18 protein-coding genes are annotated in these 19,071 nt (G+C 69.8%); 14 read left to right on the forward strand and 4 right to left on the reverse strand.

Annotation, left to right across the window (positions count from 1 at the left end):
- Positions 1 to 4: 4 nt before the first annotated feature.
- Positions 5 to 2,554 carry an ABC transporter permease gene (locus tag JL108_RS10640; RefSeq protein WP_205198252.1) on the forward strand — a complete coding sequence of 850 codons (2,550 nt, stop codon included), beginning with the start codon at positions 5 to 7 and terminating at the stop codon, positions 2,552 to 2,554.
- 193 nt (positions 2,555 to 2,747) lie between these two features.
- Entirely contained in the window at positions 2,748 to 3,683 is a 936-nt protein-coding gene (locus JL108_RS10645) for a Clp protease N-terminal domain-containing protein (RefSeq protein WP_205198253.1), read from the forward strand.
- Positions 3,684 to 3,685: 2 nt separating this feature from the next.
- Here the strand turns inward: JL108_RS10645 and JL108_RS10650 are convergent, their stop codons facing one another.
- Entirely contained in the window at positions 3,686 to 4,831 is a 1,146-nt protein-coding gene (locus tag JL108_RS10650; RefSeq protein ID WP_205198254.1) for an SLC13 family permease, read from the reverse strand.
- A 42-nt stretch (positions 4,832 to 4,873) separates the two neighbouring features.
- Positions 4,874 to 6,457 carry a helix-turn-helix transcriptional regulator gene (locus JL108_RS19925; RefSeq protein WP_307837242.1) on the reverse strand — a complete coding sequence of 528 codons (1,584 nt, stop codon included), beginning with the start codon at positions 6,455 to 6,457 and terminating at the stop codon, positions 4,874 to 4,876.
- 112 nt (positions 6,458 to 6,569) lie between these two features.
- Here JL108_RS19925 and JL108_RS10660 point away from each other — a divergent pair, with 112 nt between their 5' ends.
- From JL108_RS10660 to JL108_RS10705, 10 genes are all read left to right on the forward strand, one after another.
- On the forward strand, positions 6,570 to 7,220 hold the full coding sequence (locus JL108_RS10660) for a hypothetical protein (protein WP_205198255.1): 651 nt from the start codon (positions 6,570 to 6,572) through the stop codon (positions 7,218 to 7,220).
- Positions 7,221 to 7,254: 34 nt separating this feature from the next.
- Positions 7,255 to 7,836 (forward strand): TasA family protein, encoded by a 582-nt coding sequence (locus tag JL108_RS10665; RefSeq protein ID WP_205198256.1) that lies wholly within the window; start codon positions 7,255 to 7,257, stop codon positions 7,834 to 7,836.
- Between the two features lie 55 nt (positions 7,837 to 7,891).
- A complete protein-coding gene (locus tag JL108_RS10670; RefSeq protein WP_205198257.1) occupies positions 7,892 to 9,538 on the forward strand; it encodes an RCC1 domain-containing protein in 1,647 nt (548 codons plus the stop codon).
- Positions 9,535 to 10,011, forward strand: a complete 477-nt coding sequence (locus JL108_RS10675; protein WP_205198258.1) for a signal peptidase I — start codon at positions 9,535 to 9,537, stop codon at positions 10,009 to 10,011. Before JL108_RS10670 ends, JL108_RS10675 begins: the two co-directional genes overlap by 4 nt.
- Before the next feature lie 247 nt (positions 10,012 to 10,258).
- A complete protein-coding gene (gene rpsF / locus JL108_RS10680) occupies positions 10,259 to 10,549 on the forward strand; it encodes a 30S ribosomal protein S6 (RefSeq protein WP_170931233.1) in 291 nt (96 codons plus the stop codon).
- A 99-nt stretch (positions 10,550 to 10,648) separates the two neighbouring features.
- A complete protein-coding gene (locus JL108_RS10685) occupies positions 10,649 to 11,191 on the forward strand; it encodes a single-stranded DNA-binding protein (RefSeq protein WP_143914297.1) in 543 nt (180 codons plus the stop codon).
- Positions 11,192 to 11,219: 28 nt separating this feature from the next.
- Positions 11,220 to 11,456, forward strand: coding sequence for a 30S ribosomal protein S18 (gene rpsR / locus JL108_RS10690; RefSeq protein ID WP_143914296.1), 237 nt, complete (start codon positions 11,220 to 11,222; stop codon positions 11,454 to 11,456).
- Positions 11,457 to 11,470: 14 nt separating this feature from the next.
- Positions 11,471 to 11,917, forward strand: coding sequence for a 50S ribosomal protein L9 (gene rplI / locus JL108_RS10695; protein WP_143914295.1), 447 nt, complete (start codon positions 11,471 to 11,473; stop codon positions 11,915 to 11,917).
- 67 nt (positions 11,918 to 11,984) lie between these two features.
- Entirely contained in the window at positions 11,985 to 13,628 is a 1,644-nt protein-coding gene (locus JL108_RS10700) for an ABC transporter substrate-binding protein (protein ID WP_205198259.1), read from the forward strand.
- Positions 13,629 to 13,656: 28 nt separating this feature from the next.
- Positions 13,657 to 14,418, forward strand: a complete 762-nt coding sequence (locus JL108_RS10705) for a siderophore-interacting protein (RefSeq protein WP_205198260.1) — start codon at positions 13,657 to 13,659, stop codon at positions 14,416 to 14,418.
- A gap of 134 nt (positions 14,419 to 14,552) precedes the next feature.
- Here JL108_RS10705 and JL108_RS10710 read toward each other — a convergent pair whose 3' ends face one another.
- Positions 14,553 to 15,854 carry an MATE family efflux transporter gene (locus tag JL108_RS10710; protein ID WP_205198261.1) on the reverse strand — a complete coding sequence of 434 codons (1,302 nt, stop codon included), beginning with the start codon at positions 15,852 to 15,854 and terminating at the stop codon, positions 14,553 to 14,555.
- 448 nt (positions 15,855 to 16,302) lie between these two features.
- Between JL108_RS10710 and dnaB the strand changes: the two genes are divergently transcribed.
- Positions 16,303 to 17,640: a replicative DNA helicase gene (dnaB, locus tag JL108_RS10715; RefSeq protein WP_205198321.1), complete on the forward strand. Its 1,338-nt coding sequence runs from the start codon at positions 16,303 to 16,305 to the stop codon at positions 17,638 to 17,640.
- 202 nt (positions 17,641 to 17,842) lie between these two features.
- On the opposite strand, the gene JL108_RS10720 is transcribed toward dnaB, so the two are convergent.
- Positions 17,843 to 18,388, reverse strand: a complete 546-nt coding sequence (locus JL108_RS10720; RefSeq protein WP_205198262.1) for a CPBP family intramembrane glutamic endopeptidase — start codon at positions 18,386 to 18,388, stop codon at positions 17,843 to 17,845.
- Between the two features lie 105 nt (positions 18,389 to 18,493).
- On the opposite strand from JL108_RS10720, the gene JL108_RS10725 reads away from it, so the two are divergent.
- Positions 18,494 to 19,069, forward strand: a complete 576-nt coding sequence (locus JL108_RS10725) for a hypothetical protein (protein WP_205198263.1) — start codon at positions 18,494 to 18,496, stop codon at positions 19,067 to 19,069.
- Positions 19,070 to 19,071: the final 2 nt, after the last annotated feature.

The raw sequence follows: 19,071 nt of genomic DNA on the forward strand, positions 1-19,071 counted from the left end.
CCGCATGCTCAAGGTCACGCTGCGCAACCTGCTCGCCCGCAAGGTGCGCCTCGTCCTCAGCGCCTTCGCGATCGTGCTGGGTATCGCCTTCGTCGCCGGCTCGCTGGTGTTCACCGACACGATGGGCAAGAGCTTCGACAACATCGTCTACGGCACCGTCTCGGACGTGAACGTGCGCTTCGAGGACTCCGGTCAGGCGGGGCTCGAGAACGAGGTCAACCTCGACGATCGCTCCATGCCGGCGTCCCTGGTGCAGACGATCGCGGACGTCGACGGGGTGGCGCGCGCCGACGGCAATGTCGAGGGCATGGGCCTGTTCGTCAAGAAGAAGGACGGCACCCTGCTCGGCGGCACCGGCGCGCCCACGCTCGCGTTCAACTGGAACGACGCTCCCAACGCCGACGGCGATCAGATCGCCACGATCAGCCAGGGCGAGATCCCCGAGGGTCCCGACGAGGTCGCGATCGACGAACGATCGGTCGAGAACGCCGGCTACGAACTGGGCGACACCGTCGAGATGTTCACCACCGGCGCCGAGCCGCAGGTCGAGGCGAAGCTCGTCGGCATCGTGGAGTTCGCCGGCGGCGGACTGGCGGGCGCCACGCTCGTCACCTTCGACACCCCGCGCGCTCAGGAGCTCTTCCTGGACGGCCAGGACGCCTATTCCACGATCTCCGTGGAGGCCGATCCGGGCGTCTCGCAGACCGAGCTCGCCGACCGCGTCGCACAGGTGCTCCCGGACGGTGCCGAAGCGGTCACCGGTGACGACCTCGCCGACGAGACCCAGTCGATCATCAACACGGTGCTCGGCTTCCTCAATACCTTCCTGCTCGTCTTCGCGGCCATCGCGCTCGTCGTCGGTACCTTCCTCATCGTCAACACCTTCTCGATCCTGGTCGCCCAGCGCAGCCGGGAACTGGCGTTGCTGCGTGCCATGGGCGCCTCGCGCGGTCAGGTGACCCGTTCGGTCCTGACGGAGGCGTTCGCGGTCGGCGTGCTCGGCTCGACCCTCGGTCTCGTGCTCGGCTATGGGCTAGCGGCCGTCCTCAAGGCGTTGTTCGGGCAGTTCGGGCTCGACCTGTCCGGCACGGCCCTCGTCTTCGCGCCGCGGACGGTCATCGTGTCGTACGTCGTCGGCATCCTCGTGACGATGGTGGCGGCCTGGTTCCCGGCGCGGAGGGCGGCCAAGGTGCCGCCGGTCGCCGCCATGCGCGACGATGTCGCCCTGCCGGAGGGAACGATCCACAAGCGGCTGATCGTCGGCGTCGCGCTGGCCGCGGCGGGTGCCGCGCTGATGGCTGCCGGTCTTTTCGGGGACGTCCCGAAGGCCCCGGCCTGGATCGGCATCGGCATCTTCTTCGTGCTGATGGCCGTCGCGCTCACCAGCCCGGTGACCGCGCTGCCGGTCATCGCGCTCACCGGGGTGCTCAACCGCGCGCTGTTCGGCGCGGTCGGCCGGCTGGCCACGCAGAACGCCAGCCGCAACCCGCGGCGTACGGCAGCCACCGCATCGGCGCTCATGATCGGCCTCGCGCTGGTGACCACCATGTCGGTGCTCGGGTCGTCGATCAACCGGTCGATCGAGGCCGGGGTGGACGAGCAGTTCACCACCGACTTCCTCGTGTCGAATGCGATCGGTCAGCCGTTCTCGACCACGGTCGCCGAGGATGTCGCGGCGCTGCCCGGCGTCGGCGAAGTGTCCGCGGAGCAGAACGTCGGGTTCGGTGTCGACGACCGGTCGGTCTACGGCTCTGCGGTGGATCCGGCCTCGCTGGACCGCATCTTCGAGCTGAGCTACAGCTCCGGGCACGCGCCGGAGGCCACCGACCAGATCGCGTTCAACGAGACGACCGCCGACCAGCTCGGGGTGAGCACGGGCGATCGCCTGGATCTGACCTTCCCGGGGACCGAGCTTCCGGTCACCGTCAGCGGCGTCTACGCCGACACCTATGTCGTCGGCCCGTCACTCGTCCTGCGCGATGTCATCGAGCAGGTGGGGCTGAAGCGGGTCGACTCCTATCTCGCGGTCAACGCCGCGCCCGGGGCGGACCTCGACGAGGTGGGCGATGAGATCACCGACGTGGTCGCCGCCATCCCGACGGTCACCGTGCAGGACAAGCAGGAGTTCGCCGACGCCCAACGCGCGCAGGTGAACCAACTGCTCTACCTGATCTACGCGCTGCTCGGCCTGGCGATCGTGATCGCGGTCCTCGGCATCATCAACACGCTCTCGCTCAGCGTCATCGAGCGGACCCGCGAGGTGGGCCTGCTGCGGGCGGTGGGCCTGTCGCGCCGCCAGCTGCGGCGCATGGTGCGTCTGGAGTCGATCACGATCGCGGTCTTGGGGGCGTTGCTGGGGATCGCGTCGGGTCTGTTGTTCGGGGTGTCCCTGCGCAGTGCGTTCAGCGACGAGGGCATCACGCATCTCGCGATCCCGTGGGTGCAGCTGGCCGTCTTCGTCGTGGTGGCTGCGGTGGTCGGTGTGCTGGCCGCGGTCGTCCCGGCGTGGCGCGCCTCCCGGCTCAATGTCCTGCGGGCCATCGCCACGGACTGACGGACACCTGTCCGGCAGGGGTAGAGGGTCAACGTCATCGGTGGGGGATGAGGTTGACCCTCTACCGCCGTTCGGCACGAGAGGTTGATGGCCTACCGCCACCCATCGAGAGAGCGCTGTCACGTTCCGGTGAAATGCCTCCGGAACACCCCTCCGGCGCGGTAGCCTGAAGCCGACACGAGGGGAGGACGACGTGCGGCAACTCGCTCCCCACGGTGGCGCGGACCGTCCGGCCCTGCGGCGCGCGGAACGCGAGGCGGCCTCCTGGGGCCATCCCGAGGTCGATGTCGAGCATCTGCTGCTCGCCCTGGCCGATCTGCCGGGACCGGCACGCAGTCTGCTGCTCGCCAACGGCGTCTCCTATGTCATCGCCTCGCTCGCCTTCGAGCGACAGCTCGGCAACGGCCGCGTCGCGCATCGCTCCCGGATCGAGCAGGCGAGCGCGCACGGGTCCTCGGCCGGCAGTGAGCTCAGCTGGTCGCCTCGGGCCCTCGAGGTGGTGCGCGGCGTCCAGTCGGGCAGCGACCTCGACCTCCTGGTGGCGGTGCTCACGGAGAACTCGGGAGCGACGGTCGCGGTCCTCGAGGCGGCCGGTACGAGTCCACAGGTGCTGTTGGGGGCGGTGGCCCGGACCGGTGGTCCGAAGATCCGGCGAGGGGCCTCCACGGCGGCGGCGACCCGGAGCCTCAGCATCGCGCACGCGGTCCGGATCGGTGTCCCGGCGGCGCTCGTGTGGTCCGATATCGACGATCCGGTGCGTTGGCCGCTGGCCCGTCCCGATCTCTCCGTGCGCGAGCATGGATCAGGGCAGTGGGAGTTCACCGTGACCCGCCGGGGCGCGGCGGCCACCGGCATGATCACCCTGCTGGCGCGGGTCGCCCCGTGGGGCGTGACCTTCGAGGTGACGTGGGATGGTCGGGCCGATGCCCAACGGCACTCGTTCGTGGTGGTGGAGGAGTCGGCGGAGCTCACGACGCTGGAGCTGTACGTGCAGTCGGACTTCCGCTCCTCCGCGCCGACGTGGGTGCGCCGCCGGCTCGCGCGCACCGTCGAGCGCGCCTCCCGGCGCCGTGCGCGCGACGAGCTCGACGCCCTCGCGCGACATCTGGAGCGGCGCTTCGCCGACTGACCTCACACGGTCCAGGCGGCGAGGGGCACGGTGAGCGCGCAGGTCACGGCGCCCAGCAGCACGAAGCGCCCCCACGGGATGCGGACCCCGGCGGCCTCGAGGCGCTGGTGCCAGAGCAGGGTCGCCAGCGATGCCCACGGGGTGATGAGCGGTCCGGCGTTCACCCCGACGAGCAGAGCGACGAGGGACGTGTGATCCGTGGCGATCGGCTCGAGGGCCAGGTAGGCCGGAAGATTGTTGACGAGATTGGCTCCCACGGCGCCGGACATCGCCGCGCCGATGGTCCACGAGGTCGCGAGGCCATCGAGGCGATCGGTGGGAATCGCCCGCACCAGCGCCTCCATCGCCACGAACAGACCGCCGGCGAACAGCAGCAGAGGCCAGGGGACGAGGGATGGGCGCACGCTCCGCCGGTCGCCGCGGACGAGGGCGATGAGCGCGAGGGCGAGGGCGGCGATCGTGGCGGGGATCCATGGCGCCACGCCGGAGACCAGGGCAGGCAACAGCACCACCAGGACCACGCAGGACCAGCGACGACGCGTCCGGTCGGTCGTCTCCGCCGGGACCGCCGGACGATAACGCTGTCGGAGGGTCCGGGCGAAGACGACGGCGATGACCGCCATCGGCACGAGGATCGCGACGAGCGCCGGTCGCCAGGTGAGCTCGGCGAACTCCCACGGCGTCGGGCCCCCGAGGCGCTGGTGGGCCAGGAGATTGGTCAGGTTGGAGACCGGCAGCAGCAGTGAGCCGGTGTTGGCGAGCCAGACGGTCGTGAAGGCGAAGGGCAGCGGATCGAGGCCGAGCCGCCGGGCGGCGAGAACGACCACGGGTGTGAGGAGCACGGCGGTCGTGTCGAGCGAGAGGAAGATCGTGGCCACGACGGCCAGGGCCGCGAAGACGAGCCACAGCACCCACACCCGGCCGCGGCCCAGGCGCTCGGCCCGGTGCACGAGCATCGCGAAGACACCGGCGCGGTCGGCCAGCTCCGCGACGACGCTGATCGCGGCGACGAAGGCCAGTACCGGAGCAGTGCGAGCACCGAGGGCCCGAAGGTCATCGGCGCTCAGGGCACCGGCCGCGAAGGCCGCGAGCCCGACGAGCAGGAGCACGGCTCCGACGACGGTCATCGACCGCTGCACTGCCCCCATCTCCCACCTCCGAGCACACGGTAGCCCCCGCCCCGAGGGCTCTCAGCCGCGCAGCTGACGCAGGTCGCGGCGGTTGCGCATGCCGAGCTTGGCCAGCGCTGTGCTCATATGGTGCTCCACCGTCTTCACCGACAGGTGGAGGGTCTGGGCGATCTCGGAGTTCATCAGTCCGTCGGCGGCGAGGGTCACGCACTCGGTCTCCCGGCGGGTGAGTCGAGCCTCCGGTGGCACCGTGAGTCCCCGCGCCGAGGCGCGTTCGTCGACGACTCCCAGGCGCAGCCGCAGGTTGGCCGCCCGCCGGCCGAGGGTGACGGCGTCCGCGGCGCCGAGCTCGACCAGCAGATCGAGGAGATCGAGCGTGGCCAGCGGAAAGTCGTTCTCGGAGCTGGCCGCGAGTGCCCGACGGGCCTGCGCGAGGGCGGTGTCGGAGGAGGTACCCGATGCCAACCGTGCGGTGAGCGTGTCGGGATAGACGAACAGCGGTGTCCAGTCGGGGGTCCGGGCGAGGAAACGCCGGACCGCGGCGGTGTCACCGGTGGCCAGCGACGCCTCCGCCCACAGGGAGAGCCACCAGGTCGCCCCGACGGCTTCGGTGAGGTCGCCGATGACCGGGGTGTCGAGCGGCTGCAGCGCATCGAGTATGCCCGGAGCATCTCCCCGCCAGCGGGAGCAGACTGCCGCCGCGACCGCCACGCAGAACACCGTCTCGGGCATGACCCGCTCTCCGACGAAGCGCTGTGCCTCGCCGAGGTGGTGCCCGGTGTCGTCCCAGCGTCCGGCGGCGGCCGCCACCACGGCCAGTGTCGCGTGGGCGATCGGATCGAAGGTGCGATGGCCGAGATCAGCCGAATGGGAGAGCGCGTGCTCGGCGTGGGCGCGAGCCTGGGAGTAACGCCCTCCCAGCATCGCCACGAAACCACTCCAGGTCGCGGCCAGGATCCCCGGGATCGCGGCGTCCGCGGCACGGGCCGCCTGAGCCGCCTCCGCGAAGTGCCGGCCGGCGCCGCGCCAGTCGCCCGCGAGCGCGGACATCTGTCCGAGCAGATTGAACGCCGAGGCGCGTTCGGGGCGTCCGGGGGGCGTCCGACGCAGCGGCTCGATGCGCGTCCGTGCCGACTCACGATCTCCGAGGAGCCAGTGCGCGTAGGCCTCGAACAGCCGCAGCCGACCGGCCATCGCGAGAGCCGACTCGTCGTCCACGCCGCACTGCTCGCGCACCGCCAGGACGGTGGCGACATCGCCGACCATCCAGGCCGCCTCGGCCCGGCACACGGCCCAGTGCAGACGGAGCCGCGGTTCGCCGGGCTCGCCGAAGCGCTCGACGGCCTGCCGCCAGCGCACCATGGACCGCTCCAAGGGTGTCCGCAGGAACTCCAGTTGGAACAGCAACAGTTCGCGTTCGAGGCCATCCTCGGCCGCCCGCACCACCTCGGCGGCATCGGCCATGACGCCGGGGTGATCGCTCAGGACAGCGCACTCACCCGCCCGCAGGTGCGCATAGGGCGGAGGGTCGTCCGATGCCGCCAGCGCGATCCAGCGCGTGGCAGCCTCCCGGAACGAGCCCTGCTCGCGCGCCAGAGCGGCGAGTCGCAGGGCCTCAGAACGGCGGGTAGGCGTCCTCGTCACCACGCGCTCGACGATATCGCGGGTTCAACCCTTACCCGGCTCTCCGCCAGAGCCGCCACAGTGAAACGTCGTCTTCCATCCACGTGCTGAGCCTACGCATTGTCGAGTTCCCATGAGCCTTCTTCCTGCCACTCTCGTGTCGTCCGCCGAGCGGGTCTGCACGGTCGCGGTTCCGTCGCGGCCGGGCGGACCCACGGGCGAGGTGCCCGTGACGGGCGTCATCCCGGGGACCGGAGCCGGGGTCGTCGCCGTCCTGCTGATCGTCGCGGGCGCGCTGATCGTCTTCGGCCTCCTGCTGCGGCGGCGAGGACGACGCGATCGTCTCGCCGCGCTGGCGCTCGTCCCGGTGGCCGTCCTCACCTCGACCCTTCTGACGCCGCCCACGCCGGCCTCGGCGGCGGGGTGCGACCTGATCACCACCTCCGGCATCGAGCGGCCCGCTGCCCAGGGTCTCCTTCCGGGGCAGCGGGCGACGGTCCTCCAGTACGAGGTCCGCAACGTCAGTGAGGTGCCGATCGCGCTCGAGGTGGGCACCGAGCTGACGTCCGGGGACGACCTGGCCGGTCAGCTGGAGACCGAGGTCGTGGTCGCCGGTGTCGCCGGAGACCGAGCGCCCCTGGCCTCCGGCCCGGCCGCGCCGACCTCTCGTCTCGCCCCCGGCGAGCGGGTCGCCATCAGCTACACCGTCGTCCTCGCTGAGGACAGCGATCTGGCGGGGGCCGTCGCCACCTTCGATTCCCTCCTCACCGCGCGATCGCGGTGAGTCGTCCTCTTCACCCATCACGAAAGGCACCGTCATGCATCCCTCCATCTCCCCGCCGACCAGCTCAGGCATCCGCTCGTCTCGTCGCCGGCGCGTCGCGCTCGCAACCGGCGCTGCCGGCCTCACGGCCGTCGTGGTCGCCGGCGGCTACCTCGCGACCTCAGCCTGGTTCCAGGACACCGAGACCGTCACGGGCAACGCCGTCAGCACGGGCACGCTGTCGATCGGCGAGCGCACCGGCCTGCCGCTCCAGGTCGAAGGACTGCTGCCCGGTCAGAGCGTCGACCGCTCCTTCACGTTCACCAATGACGGCAGCGCGGACTTCACGTACTCGATCTCGCTCAAGAATGTCGTCGGCAGCTCGGGTCGCACGCTGACGCCCGCGCAGATCGACACGGTGAAGCAGTGGATCACCGTCGATCTGAGCTCGGCCGGCGACCATGCCGCGGGCACCCTCGCTGCCCCGCCGAAGCTCACCGGGATCGGGGATGTCGCTCCCGGCAAGAGCGCGGAGGTCGACGTCAAGGTCGGACTGAGCGGACCGAACGCCACCGATGACGCGCAGGGCTTCGCCGCGACCTTCGATGTCGAGATCGTCGCCGACCAGAAGCGTTGACGGGCTGCTGTCCCGTCGCGAGCGGAACGGGCCTGTCGAGAGAGTGGTGAACAGGATGAACGAGTCGCGTGCGCTTCGCGCAGGTGCGCGGGCCGGGGTGGTGCTGGTGGCGCTGCTCTGCGCGCTCGCCGGCACCGTGACATCGACCGGTGCCTGGTTCACCGCGCGGACCGTCGACTCGGGCAACCGGGTGGGCACCGCGGTGCTCCAGCCGGTGATCGCGCAGACCAGCGTCGGTGCCGATCTCGGGGTCACGCTGAACTGGCCGGCAGCGCCGCTCGGCGGTGAGACGTCACACTTCCTGGTCACGCGAGAGGTCGAAGGCGAGCCGTCGTCGAAGACGCTCGTCTATCAGGGGAACGGCACCACGGTGACCGACAGGGGCGCTGGTCCGGCGGAACTGGCTGATGGGCAGGCCGGAGGGTTCTCGAAGGTGGCGGCGGGCAACAACCACTCCTGTGCGATCGCCCGCGGCAAGGCGTACTGCTGGGGTCGCAACGAATCCGGTCAGCTCGGCGACGGCACGACGACCGCCAGCCAGCGGCCCGTGCCGGTGGTGAGGACGGCGATGTCCGGTCAGGTCACCGATATCTCGGTCGGCTTCGCGCACACCTGCGCGATCGCCGATGCCACGGTGTACTGCTGGGGCAACAACAATGACGGACGGCTCGGCAACGGTAGTTGGAACTGGGTGCCGAGCCAGGTCCCGGTCCGGGTGGAGATCCCTGGCAAGGTCACGGACATCTCGGCCGGATATCGCGCCACCTGTGCGATCGCCGATGGAGCAGGATACTGCTGGGGTTCGGCCGTCTCGGGTCAGCTGGGCAACGGCCAGATGGGCAAGGACGCGTGGGGCAACGAACGACACAGCACGACCCCGCAGCGGGTGCAGGGCGGCCTGCTGCCAGCGGGAGCGCGCTTCACCTCGATCTCGACCGGAACGGCTCACTCCTGCGGTGTCGCGCTGAGTCAAGCCTACTGCTGGGGGTCAGGGGCCGACGGTCAGCTCGGTTCGTCGGGGGTGACCGGGAGCGCGGTGCCGGTACTCGTCTTCAGCCTATTGAGTCCGGTGACCGAGATCGTCGCCGGGCGGAGATCGACCTGTGCCGCATCGGCTCCGGTGATGTATTGCTGGGGGACCGGCGGACCGGTTCCCGGTACCGCCGCGTCGCCGCCCGTCCAGGTGTCGAGCACCTGGTTCGCGCAGGGCGCTTCCTCGCTGGAGATGGGCAGGGTCGATGAGGGCGCGGTGAGCAATGACCATGCGTGCGCGGTCGCCTCGAGGTCCGTCGTCTGCTGGGGTGACAATGTGAACGGTGTGCTGGGACGCGGAAGCCCGGGGGTGCGTTCCACGACACCGGCACCGGTCGACGCCGATCTGGGCATTCCGTGGGGTGTGGCCACGGGAGGCCGGCACACCTGCGTCATGAAGGAGAGCGAGGTGCGGTGCTGGGGGTCGTCCGACGGCGGCGGACTGGGTGACGGTACCGGTCAGTCGAGCTCTACGCCCGTCAGCATCGCGCCGATCCGGGATTGGACGTGCGCACCTGGGGCCCTGCTGCAACCGGCCGTCGCCCCTGCGACCCGGCCGACCTGTTCGTTCGCGGCCGGCACCCGCCTCGTCTACCGGATCGACCAGTGGGTGGGCCGGTGGACGGCACCGACGGGTATCACCGGGGTGAGGGTCGCGGCGCCATCGTGAGACTGTTCCGGTGGTCGATGATCACGCTGATCGTGGCCGTCCTCGTTCTTCCCGTAGCGGTGCCGTTGCTGACGGGGACGCGGTGGATCGTCGTGTCGGGCGGATCGATGGAGCCGACATTGTCGATCGGCGATGTGCTGGTGACCCGCTCGGTCGACGCCTCGACATCGCTGCGGGTCGGGGACATCGTCACGATCGAGGACGCCGACGGCCTCTACACCCACCGCGTGGTGGAGCTCGGACCGGAGACCGTCCGCACACAGGGCGATGCGAACGAGACCCCGGATGCCGAAGCGGTGCCACGGGACGCGGTCGTCGCGCACACCGTGGGACACCTCGCGAGTCCGTGGTCCACGGTGGTGACCTCGACCCGGCCCCTGACCGCCCGGCTCCTGCTGGCGGGACTGCTCGTCGCGCTGGTCGCGCCGTCGTGGGGGCGAGTTTCGCGACGAGGGCAGGCTGTCGATCGGTAGGGTGCTGGGTCAGCGCCAGTGGAGGTACGTCAGCAACGTTATCCGGGCCGGATTCGGTTGATGAGGTACCGCGGCCTCCTGGGAAAGGTTGATGACCTACCGCCACCGGTACGGCGGCCCTGTCTCTCGCCGGAATTGGCTGACGTGCCGCTGTCCGATAGACTCACCGGGTTGCCCACCGAGGGCGACGCCTCTCCTGTGACGGAAAGCCCGTCACCGCTCAGACCGAAGGAGAACCGCAGTGTCACTGCGTAAGTACGAAGTCATGGTCATCCTCGACTCTGACCTGGACGAGCGCACCGTCGCTCCCAGCCTCGACACCTACCTCAACCTGGTCCGTCAGGACGGCGGTTCGGTGGACAATGTCGACATCTGGGGACGTCGCCGCCTCGCTTACGAGATCAACAAGAAGTCCGAGGGCATCTACGCCGTCATCGACCTGACCGCCGAGCCGGCCACGGTCAAGGAGCTCGATCGCCAGCTCACGCTGAACGAGTCGATCGTGCGCCTCAAGGTGACGCGTCCCGACGCGAAGTAAGCATCCGGACCGCCGGGGTGTGGACGAACGGTTTCGATCGTCGGCGCCCTGCGGTTCACTTGGAGTCAGACACCACTTCCTGCGAAAGGTCCGTGCCCCATGGCTGGCGAAACCGTCATCACCGTCATCGGCAATCTCACCGACGATCCCGAACTGAAGTTCACCCCGTCGGGTGCCGCCGTCGCCAATTTCACGGTGGCCTCGACGCCTCGTACCTTCGACCGTCAGACCAATGAGTGGCGCGACGGCGATGCGCTCTTCATCCGTTGTGCCGCGTGGCGGCAGATGGCTGAGAACGTCGCCGGCTCGCTGCAGAAGGGTCAGCGGGTCATCGTCCAGGGCGCGTTGCGGGTCCGCAACTACGAGCGTCAGGACGGCTCGCGCGGCACGAGCGTCGAGATGAACGTCGACGAGGTCGGCCCGTCGCTGCGGTTCGCCACGGCACAGGTCCAGCGCACACAGCGCTCGGACAATGCCGGCGGCTTCGGCGGTGGCGGCGGAGGCGGCCAGCAGGGCGGCGGTTTCGGTGGAGGCGCGCCTCAGGGCGGCGGCCAGCCGAATCCGTGGGCCTCGCAGCCGCCGCAGCAGGGTGGAGCTGACGCCTGGGGCGGTGGCGCAGCCACCGACGAGCCCCCGTTCTAGTCAGATCAGTTAGTTTTTCAGGAGCATCATGGCCAAGCCAGTTGTCCGGAAGCCGAAGAAGAAGAGCAACCCGCTCGCGGTCGCCGGAGTTACCACCATCGATTACAAGGACACCGCGCTGCTGCGCAAGTTCATCTCGGACCGCGGCAAGATCCGCGCGCGCCGCGTGACCGGTGTCTCCGTCCAGGAGCAGCGTCAGATCGCCAAGGCCATCAAGAACGCCCGTGAGATGGCTCTGCTGCCCTACACGTCCAGCGGTCGCTGAGGAAGGGCAGACAGATGAAGCTCATCCTCACGCATGAGGTCAGCAACCTCGGCAACCCCGGCGATATCGTCGAGGTCAAGGGCGGTTACGCGCGCAACTACCTGCTGCCGCGCAACTACGCCATCGTCTGGAGCAAGGGCGCGGCCAAGCAGGTCGAGTCCATCCAGAAGGCCCGCGACGCTCGCGCGATCCACGATCTCGAGACGGCGCAGAGCATCAAGGCCTCGCTCGAGGCCAAGCCGGTCTCGGTGCAGGTCAATGCCGGCGACGGTGGCCGCCTGTTCGGTGCCGTGACGGTGTCGGACATCGCCGAGGCCATCGAGGCCGGCGGCGCATCGGTCGACAAGCGTCGCATCGATGTCGGCAACCCCATCAAGTCGCTCGGCTCGCATCAGGTGTCGGTGCGCGTCCACCCCGAGGTGGTCGCGACCGTCAACCTGAACGTCGTCGCCGCCAAGTGACCCTCGACGCCGCCACGATCCCTCCTCGTGAGGGACGTGGCGGCGTTCGTTTTCCCGGAGTCCTGTGATGCGTCGTCTTCTCCCCGCCCTCGCCGCCGTGGTCCTGGTCCTCGGTGCCTGCAGCGAGTCCACACCCGAACCCCCGCCGCGTCCGAATGCCGCGCAGTTCAGCGATGTGCGCCCGGCGCCGGCCGATCGCCTGAACGACGGCGGCACCCTGCGCATCGGGGCCGACGGCTGGCCCACGGACTTCAATCCCTGGAGCGCTGAGGGCGCTTCCTCCTCTGCGGCAGCTCAGATCCTCGCGCCGACCCTCGGCTCGCCGGTGCGTCCGACGGCCGACGGCGACTGGGAGGTCGACCGCGACTACGCCGAGAGTCTCGATGTCGTGGGCACCGATCCGCTCACCGTCGAGGTCACCCTCCATGCCGATGCCGTGTGGCAGGACGGCACACCGGTCAGCGGCGACGACCTGGCGGCGTTCGTCGAGCTGGCCCAGCAGAGTGATTCCCCGGTATCGGCCCATCCCGCCTACCAGCTCGTCGAGAGCGTCGAGGTCGTCGACGCGCCGTCCACCTATCGGGTGGTGTTCTCACGCTCGACGTCGGACTGGCCAGCGGCAGTCTTCGCCCCGGTTCCGGCGTCGTTGAGCCAGGACCGCGAGCGCTGGAACGAGGGCTTCACCGACGAGGCGATCCCGTCGGTCGGCCCGTTCGTGGTCGACACGATCGACGAGGAGGCCGGCGCGGTCGAGCTCGTGCGCAATCCTCAGTGGTGGGGCGACCCTCCGCGCCTGGAGCGCATCGTCTGGCGGGCCGCCGAATCGGAGGTGCTCGGTGAGGCCTATGCCGCCGACGACCTCGACGCGCTGACCCTCGATGCCGACAGTGTCGACCCGGCCTCGGCCGACCTCGTCGATCTGCGCTACGGGGTCAGTCCGGAATGGACGCAACTGACCTTGGGCGGTGGGAGCGGTCCGCTGGCCGATACCGCTGTGCGCCAGGCCGTCGTGGCTGCGATCGATCGCAGTGCCCTCGTCTCGGCGGCCGCGCGCGAGGAGGCCGATGGCGTCACCGAGGTCATGGATTCGGTGGTGTTGCTGCCGCGGCAGCGCGGCTACCTCGCCGAGGACTGGAGTCCCGATCGCGATACCGCGGAGCAGCTGCTCGAGGATGCCGGCTGGGTCCCGGACGACACCGGTGTCCGAGCCAAGGACGGTGCGGCTCTGGAACTGCGTTTCCCGGTGCCGGAGGGTGATGCCATCGCCCGGCAGCGCGCGGACGAGGTGGCCGACCAGCTCGCCGAGGTGGGCATCGAGGTCAAGGTCGAGGAGGTCGAGGCCGAGAGCTTCGCCGAAGAGGTCATCGTCGCGCTGGACTTCGACCTGGTCGGATTCTCCTGGACTGCTTCTCCGTTCCCGAGCGAGGCGGTCGCCGCGCGTTTCGCACCGGTCGACTCCAATCAGAACTTCACCGGCGTGGTGAGTGACGGACTCGCCGAGGCCGTCGAGAGGTTGCAGACGGCGATCGACGGTGAGGAGTGGATGCAGGCGGTCGACGCCGTCGATGCGGCCGCGCAGGCACAGGCCTCGATGCTCCCCCTCGCTCCCGTGCCGGTCACCATGGCGGTCGAGCCGCGAGTTCGCAACTACGGCCCCAGCACCTTCGCGCCGATCGACTGGACGATCGTCGGCTTCGAGGGCGGCGAGTAGTCCGGTGGCGCGCACGCGGCGTGAGGCCGTGGGTTGGTCGACCGTCCTGCGCGAGCTCGAGGTGCTCCGGGTCGAGGACATCACGCCGGGCATGCGCCGGGTGACGCTCACCGGCGAGCGACTCGATGGTTTCGCGGTAGAGGGCGGTGCGCTGCCGGCCTTCCGCAGCGAGGGATTCGACGATCACGTCAAGCTGCTGGTCCCGGTCGAGGGGCAGGAGCGTCCCCCGCTGCCGGTCCAGGGCCCGGACCGGTTGGAGTGGGGAGGCGCCGGCGGCCGTCCGGTCGCCAAGGACTACACCCCACGCCGCTACGACCCCGGCACGCGCGAGCTCGATATCGACTTCGTCCGGCACGGTCACGGATTCGCGGCGGGCTGGGCCGAGCGGGTCGAGCCCGGAGAGCCGGCGTGGATCGTCGGTCCGACACGGTCGTTGCTGTTGCCCGAGGGCCAGGACTGGATGCTGATCGCGGGTGACGAGACGGCGCTGCCGGCCATCGGCAGGCTGCTGGACGAGTGGCGACCGGGCGACCGGGCCCAGGTGGTGGTCGAGCTGAGTGACGACGCCAACTGCCAGGATCTCGTCGTCCCCGACGGTGTGGAGCTGACCTGGGTGGTCGGCGCCGATGCCTGGATCGAGGCCGTGCGCTCCCTGCCGTGGTGGGACGGAGTCGCCTTCTGCTGGGTGGCGGGAGAGACGCGCACCATCCGTCAGGTCCGCGACTACCTCAAGAACGAGCGAGCCGTCGCCCGCGACTGCCTTGACGTCACCGGATACTGGCGCCGCTGAGCCGCCCTTCCCCCAGATTAGGGCGGTGACCTACACACCCCTCTATCGTCGGAGCGGTGGGTTACGCACGTCTCACGGACCTTCAGGGGTGTGTAACCCACCGCCCAACGGGACTGGAGCCACGGGTGGCCTGGTCAGCGGGCGCCGAGCACCATCCAGGAGTTTCCGCGCTGACGCCACCAGAGCGTGGCGAGCCGGGCGGCGATGAAGACCCCGTAGGCGACCCACAGCCACATGAACGAGGCGTCCAGCCAGCCGACGGCGAGGGCCGCGGGCGCATACAGGGCGAGCACCAGCACTCCCGCCCAGGCGAGGTAGACACCGTCGCCGGCGCCGATGAGCACGCCGTCGAGCACGAAGACGACCCCGGAGAGCGGTTGGATCGCCGCGACCACGAGCAGCGCGGGGACGGCCGTGGACTGCACGAGCGAGTCGGAGGTGAAGCCGCGCACCAGGAGGGGCGAGGCCGCCGCGATCGCGAGACCGAACACCACCCCGGCCCCCAGCCCCCAGACGATCATCCGCCGGGTCATCGCGCGGGTCCCGGTGGCATCGGATGCGCCGAGGGTGCGGCCGGTGAGGGTCTGCCCGGCGATCGCGAGGGCGTCGAGGGCGAAGGCCAGGAAGGACACGACCGTCGTGGCGATCTGGTGGGCGGCGAGCGGCGCGTCGCCCAGCCCGGCGGCCACGAGGGTCGCGATGATCAGCGAGGTCCGCAGGGTGAGGGTGCGCACGAGCAGCGGCACCCCGTCCGTGGCGGCGGTGAGCACCTCGCCGAGATCGGGACGGACGGATGCGCGGGCGGCGCGGGCGCGACGGACGACGACCAGGCACAGCCAGATCGCGGCGAACCACTGGGCGATCACCAGGCCGAGCGCGGCGCCGCGCAGCCCCCATCCGAATCCGTGGACGAGCACCAGCGTGATGACGACGTTGACCAGGTTCGCCGCGATCATCGCCATCAGGGGAGTGCGCAGATCGAGCAGTCCGCGCAGCGCGCCCGTGGCGGCGAGCACCAACAGCAGCGCCGGGACGGAGGCGGCGCCCACGACGAGATAGTCGTAGGCCAGATCGGCGACCTGAGGTGAGCTGGCGAGGGACCGTCCGAGGGGTCGTGCGAAGACGGCCAGACCGGCACCGAGGACCACGCCGAGGCCGAGCGCGAGCCAGACACCGCCCAGTGCGCTCTGCAGCGCGCGTCGATCGTCCCCCGCCCCCTGGTGGCGCGCGACGGTGGCCGTGCTCCCGTAGGCGAGGAAGATGCACAGGCCGGCGACGGTCATCAGCACGGTGGACGCCGCGGCCAGCCCGGCGAGCTCGGCGCGGCCGACGTGACCGATGATCGCCGTATCGGCCATCAGCATCAGGGGTTCGCTGATGAGGGCGGCGAAGGCCGGGATCGAGATCGCGAGGATGCGCCGGTCGATGTCCTTCATAGGGCTGGGGAGAACATGGGGAAAACGGGCATCGTAGAGCAGTCTACGCGGCTTCGGCGGCCACCCGACGGCGGTCTGTCCACGCGGCGAGGCTTGTGCGGAAGTTTCTTTTCTCCACACGCTGTGGCGAGTGTTATCGCAGTTCAGAGAAGGTTTTCGTCGCGTGGGAGATGGTCTGTCCACAGAGTCTTCCACGGTCTGTGCACAAGCTCGTCGGCGTTTCCCACCGGTTCTCCCCAGACATGCACAGGGCCTGTGGATAACGCACTGGAAGCGGACGCCCCTACGGGTCTACTGTGACGCGTCGGAGCGTTGCCCGAAAGTGTCGGCGTGGCCCCGTACGGTGGCAGTCCAGACCCCATGAGGAGGAGAATCAGCGGTGAGTGTCGCGGACCTGTACGAGGAGCCCCAGCCCCCTGAGGGAGCGGGCAGCGTACCCCCGCAGGACATGGCCGCCGAGCAGAGCGTTCTGGGCGCGATGCTGATGAGCAAGAATGCGATCGACCCGGCCGCCGACCTTCTCGAGGCGCGCGACTTCTACCGCCCCGCGCATGAGCTGATCTTCGAGACGATCATCGACCTCGCCAACCGCGGGGAGCCGGCCGATGCCATCACGGTCGCGGCGGAGCTGCAGCGGCGGGGCGAGATCGCTCGGGTCGGCGGGGCCACCTACCTGCACGATCTCGTCGCCGGCGTGCCGATCGCCGCCAATGTCGACTACTACGCCGAGATCGTCCACGAGAAGGCGGTCCTGCGCCGGCTCGTCGAGGTCGGCCAGCGCATCGCGCAGCTCGGGCAGAGCGGCCAGGGCGAGGTCAGCGAGATCGTCGACCGTGCGCAGGCCGAGGTGCTCGACGTCGACGGGGCGAGCAAGGGCGAGGACTACAACCTGCTCTCGGCGCTGATGACCGACACGATCGACGAGATCGAGCAGATCCAGAACCGCGACGGTGATCTCGGCGGCGTGCTGAGCGGGTTCCCCGATCTGGACAAGCTCACCACCGGGTTCCGCCCTGGTCAGATGATCGTCGTCGCCGCCCGTCCCGGTGTCGGCAAGTCCACGCTCGGTCTCGACTTCATCCGGCAGGCCGCGATCCGCGACAACATCCCCTGTGCGATGTTCTCCTTGGAGATGACGGGCGCCGAGATCGCGATGCGTCTGCTCTCGGCGGAGGCCAAGGTCGCCATCCACCACATGCGCGGCGGCGGCATGTCCAATCGCGACTGGGATGCGATCGGCCGTGCGCTGCTGACCGTCCAGTCCGCGCCGATCGTCATCGACGACTCGCCGAACATGACGATGCCCGATATCCGCTCCAAGGCGCGGCGCATCAAGAAGCAGCACGGTCTCGGCTTCATCGTCCTGGACTATTTGCAGCTGATGACCTCCGGCAAGCGGGTCGAGAACCGTCAGGTCGAGGTCTCGGAGTTCAGCCGGCAGATCAAGCTGCTGGCCAAGGAGCTCGAGGTGCCGGTGGTGGCGATCAGCCAGCTGAACCGTGGCTCGGAGCAGCGCACCGACAAGACGCCGCAGCTATCGGACCTGCGTGAGTCGGGCTCGATCGAGCAGGATGCCGATATCGTCATGCTGCTCAACCGGCCCGATGCGGCGGGCGCGGGGGAGTCGGAGCGGCCCGGCGAGGCCGACATCATCGTGGCCAAGAACCGCTCCGGTCCGGTCAACAAGGTCGCGGTCTCCTTCCAGGGCCACTACTCGCGCTTCACGCCGATGGCCCGCGAGCCCGAGCCGCCCACCGGTGGCGCCGCCGCCGGCGACTTCTTCTGAGCGCGTTGCTCCTCGTCCGAGGATCCTCACTCGATGGCAGTCCTCGGCCCGGCCAGGAGGTATCGGCCTGCGCTGATCAAGCAGACCGCACGGTGACGTCTCGCCGGTGAGTAGGCGTCCGTTCTGCGTTGCGGGAGGTGGGACAGCGTCCGTTCCGCCATGCGGATGGACGCTGTTGCACCGCCGCAGGACGGGGCAGGCGTCAGCCCACGATGAGCCCGGCGGCGATATTGGCGATCGCGTGCACCGCTGCGCCGGGCACGAAGGTGCCGGTCCGGTGGCGGAGCCATCCCATGAGCCAGCCGATCGCGAACTGCACGGGGATGACCGGCCATAACCGGCTGTCGACCATCAAGAGCGCCAGGTGGGGGATGAGGAACAGCACCGCCTGCAGGAGGTTGCCCCACCCGAAGCCGAGCCGCCTGATGAGGACGCCGCCGAGCAGCCCGCGGAAGAAGACCTCCTCACCGGCCGCACGCAACACGATCGCGGCGGCGGCTCCCACCGAGGTCAGATAGGCGACCGAGACTCCCGGCTCCTCGATCACCTCGGCTGGAACCAGCACGATGGCGAGCCAGCCGGTCAGCACCAGGGGGAGCAGCAGAAGCAGCGCCAGTCCGTAATCCGAGGGGGCGCCCCACCGGGCTCCGAGGCGATCCATCGCCGCCCCGATGGTGCGCTTCGGTCCGCGCGACTGCACCACCAGGTAGACGATGGCCGGCAGGCAGAACAGCACGAACTCGGACATGCGTGCAGCTTACTGAGCAGTCCTCCACCAGCGACTCAACCCGTGTCAACGGATAGGAGGGTCATTCGTCCTGTGGCGAAGGCCCGAGCCTGCGAGGATGACGGCATGAGCTGGCAGGACAGAGCGCGACAGGCGTGGACCGACTTCATCGGGCCCGAGGCGACCCCGACCAATGAGCGGATCACAGCGGGAGCCGCTGCCGCCGGAGCCGTGATCGCCCCGAGCATCGTGCGCCGCCGCGGCGGCACCGCCCCCGACACGGTCATCGCCTCGGCGCTCGCCGCCGATCTCTGGGGAGGGGCGTACGTCAACAACACTCGTGCCTGCGTCCGGCGTTACCACGGCGAGGGCACCGAGGACGCCGATCGGCTGCGGTTCGTGGCCCTCCATGCCCACCCGGCGCTCATCGCGTGGCTCGATCGCCACCACGAGGGCCGCATCCGCGGCGCGGCGAAGGCCGCGGCCCGCTACGGCTACCTGCTGGCGGCGACTCAGGTGATCGCCTCACGCCCTCGGTATCGCCGCTCGCTCGGCTACGGCCTCACCGCCGGCGGCGTCGTCCTCGACCGCGTGCTGGGCGGCTCCAAGGCCGCCCCGTGGTTCGCGTCGACCTACTACCCCAAGCTGCTCCTCGGGCACGCCGGCGCGTCGCTCTGGAGCGACGACGACCTCGCAGGCTGAGC

Origin of the sequence: Aeromicrobium sp. YIM 150415, assembly GCF_016918125.1 — a bacterium.
Lineage (GTDB): Bacteria > Actinomycetota > Actinomycetes > Propionibacteriales > Nocardioidaceae > Aeromicrobium > Aeromicrobium piscarium.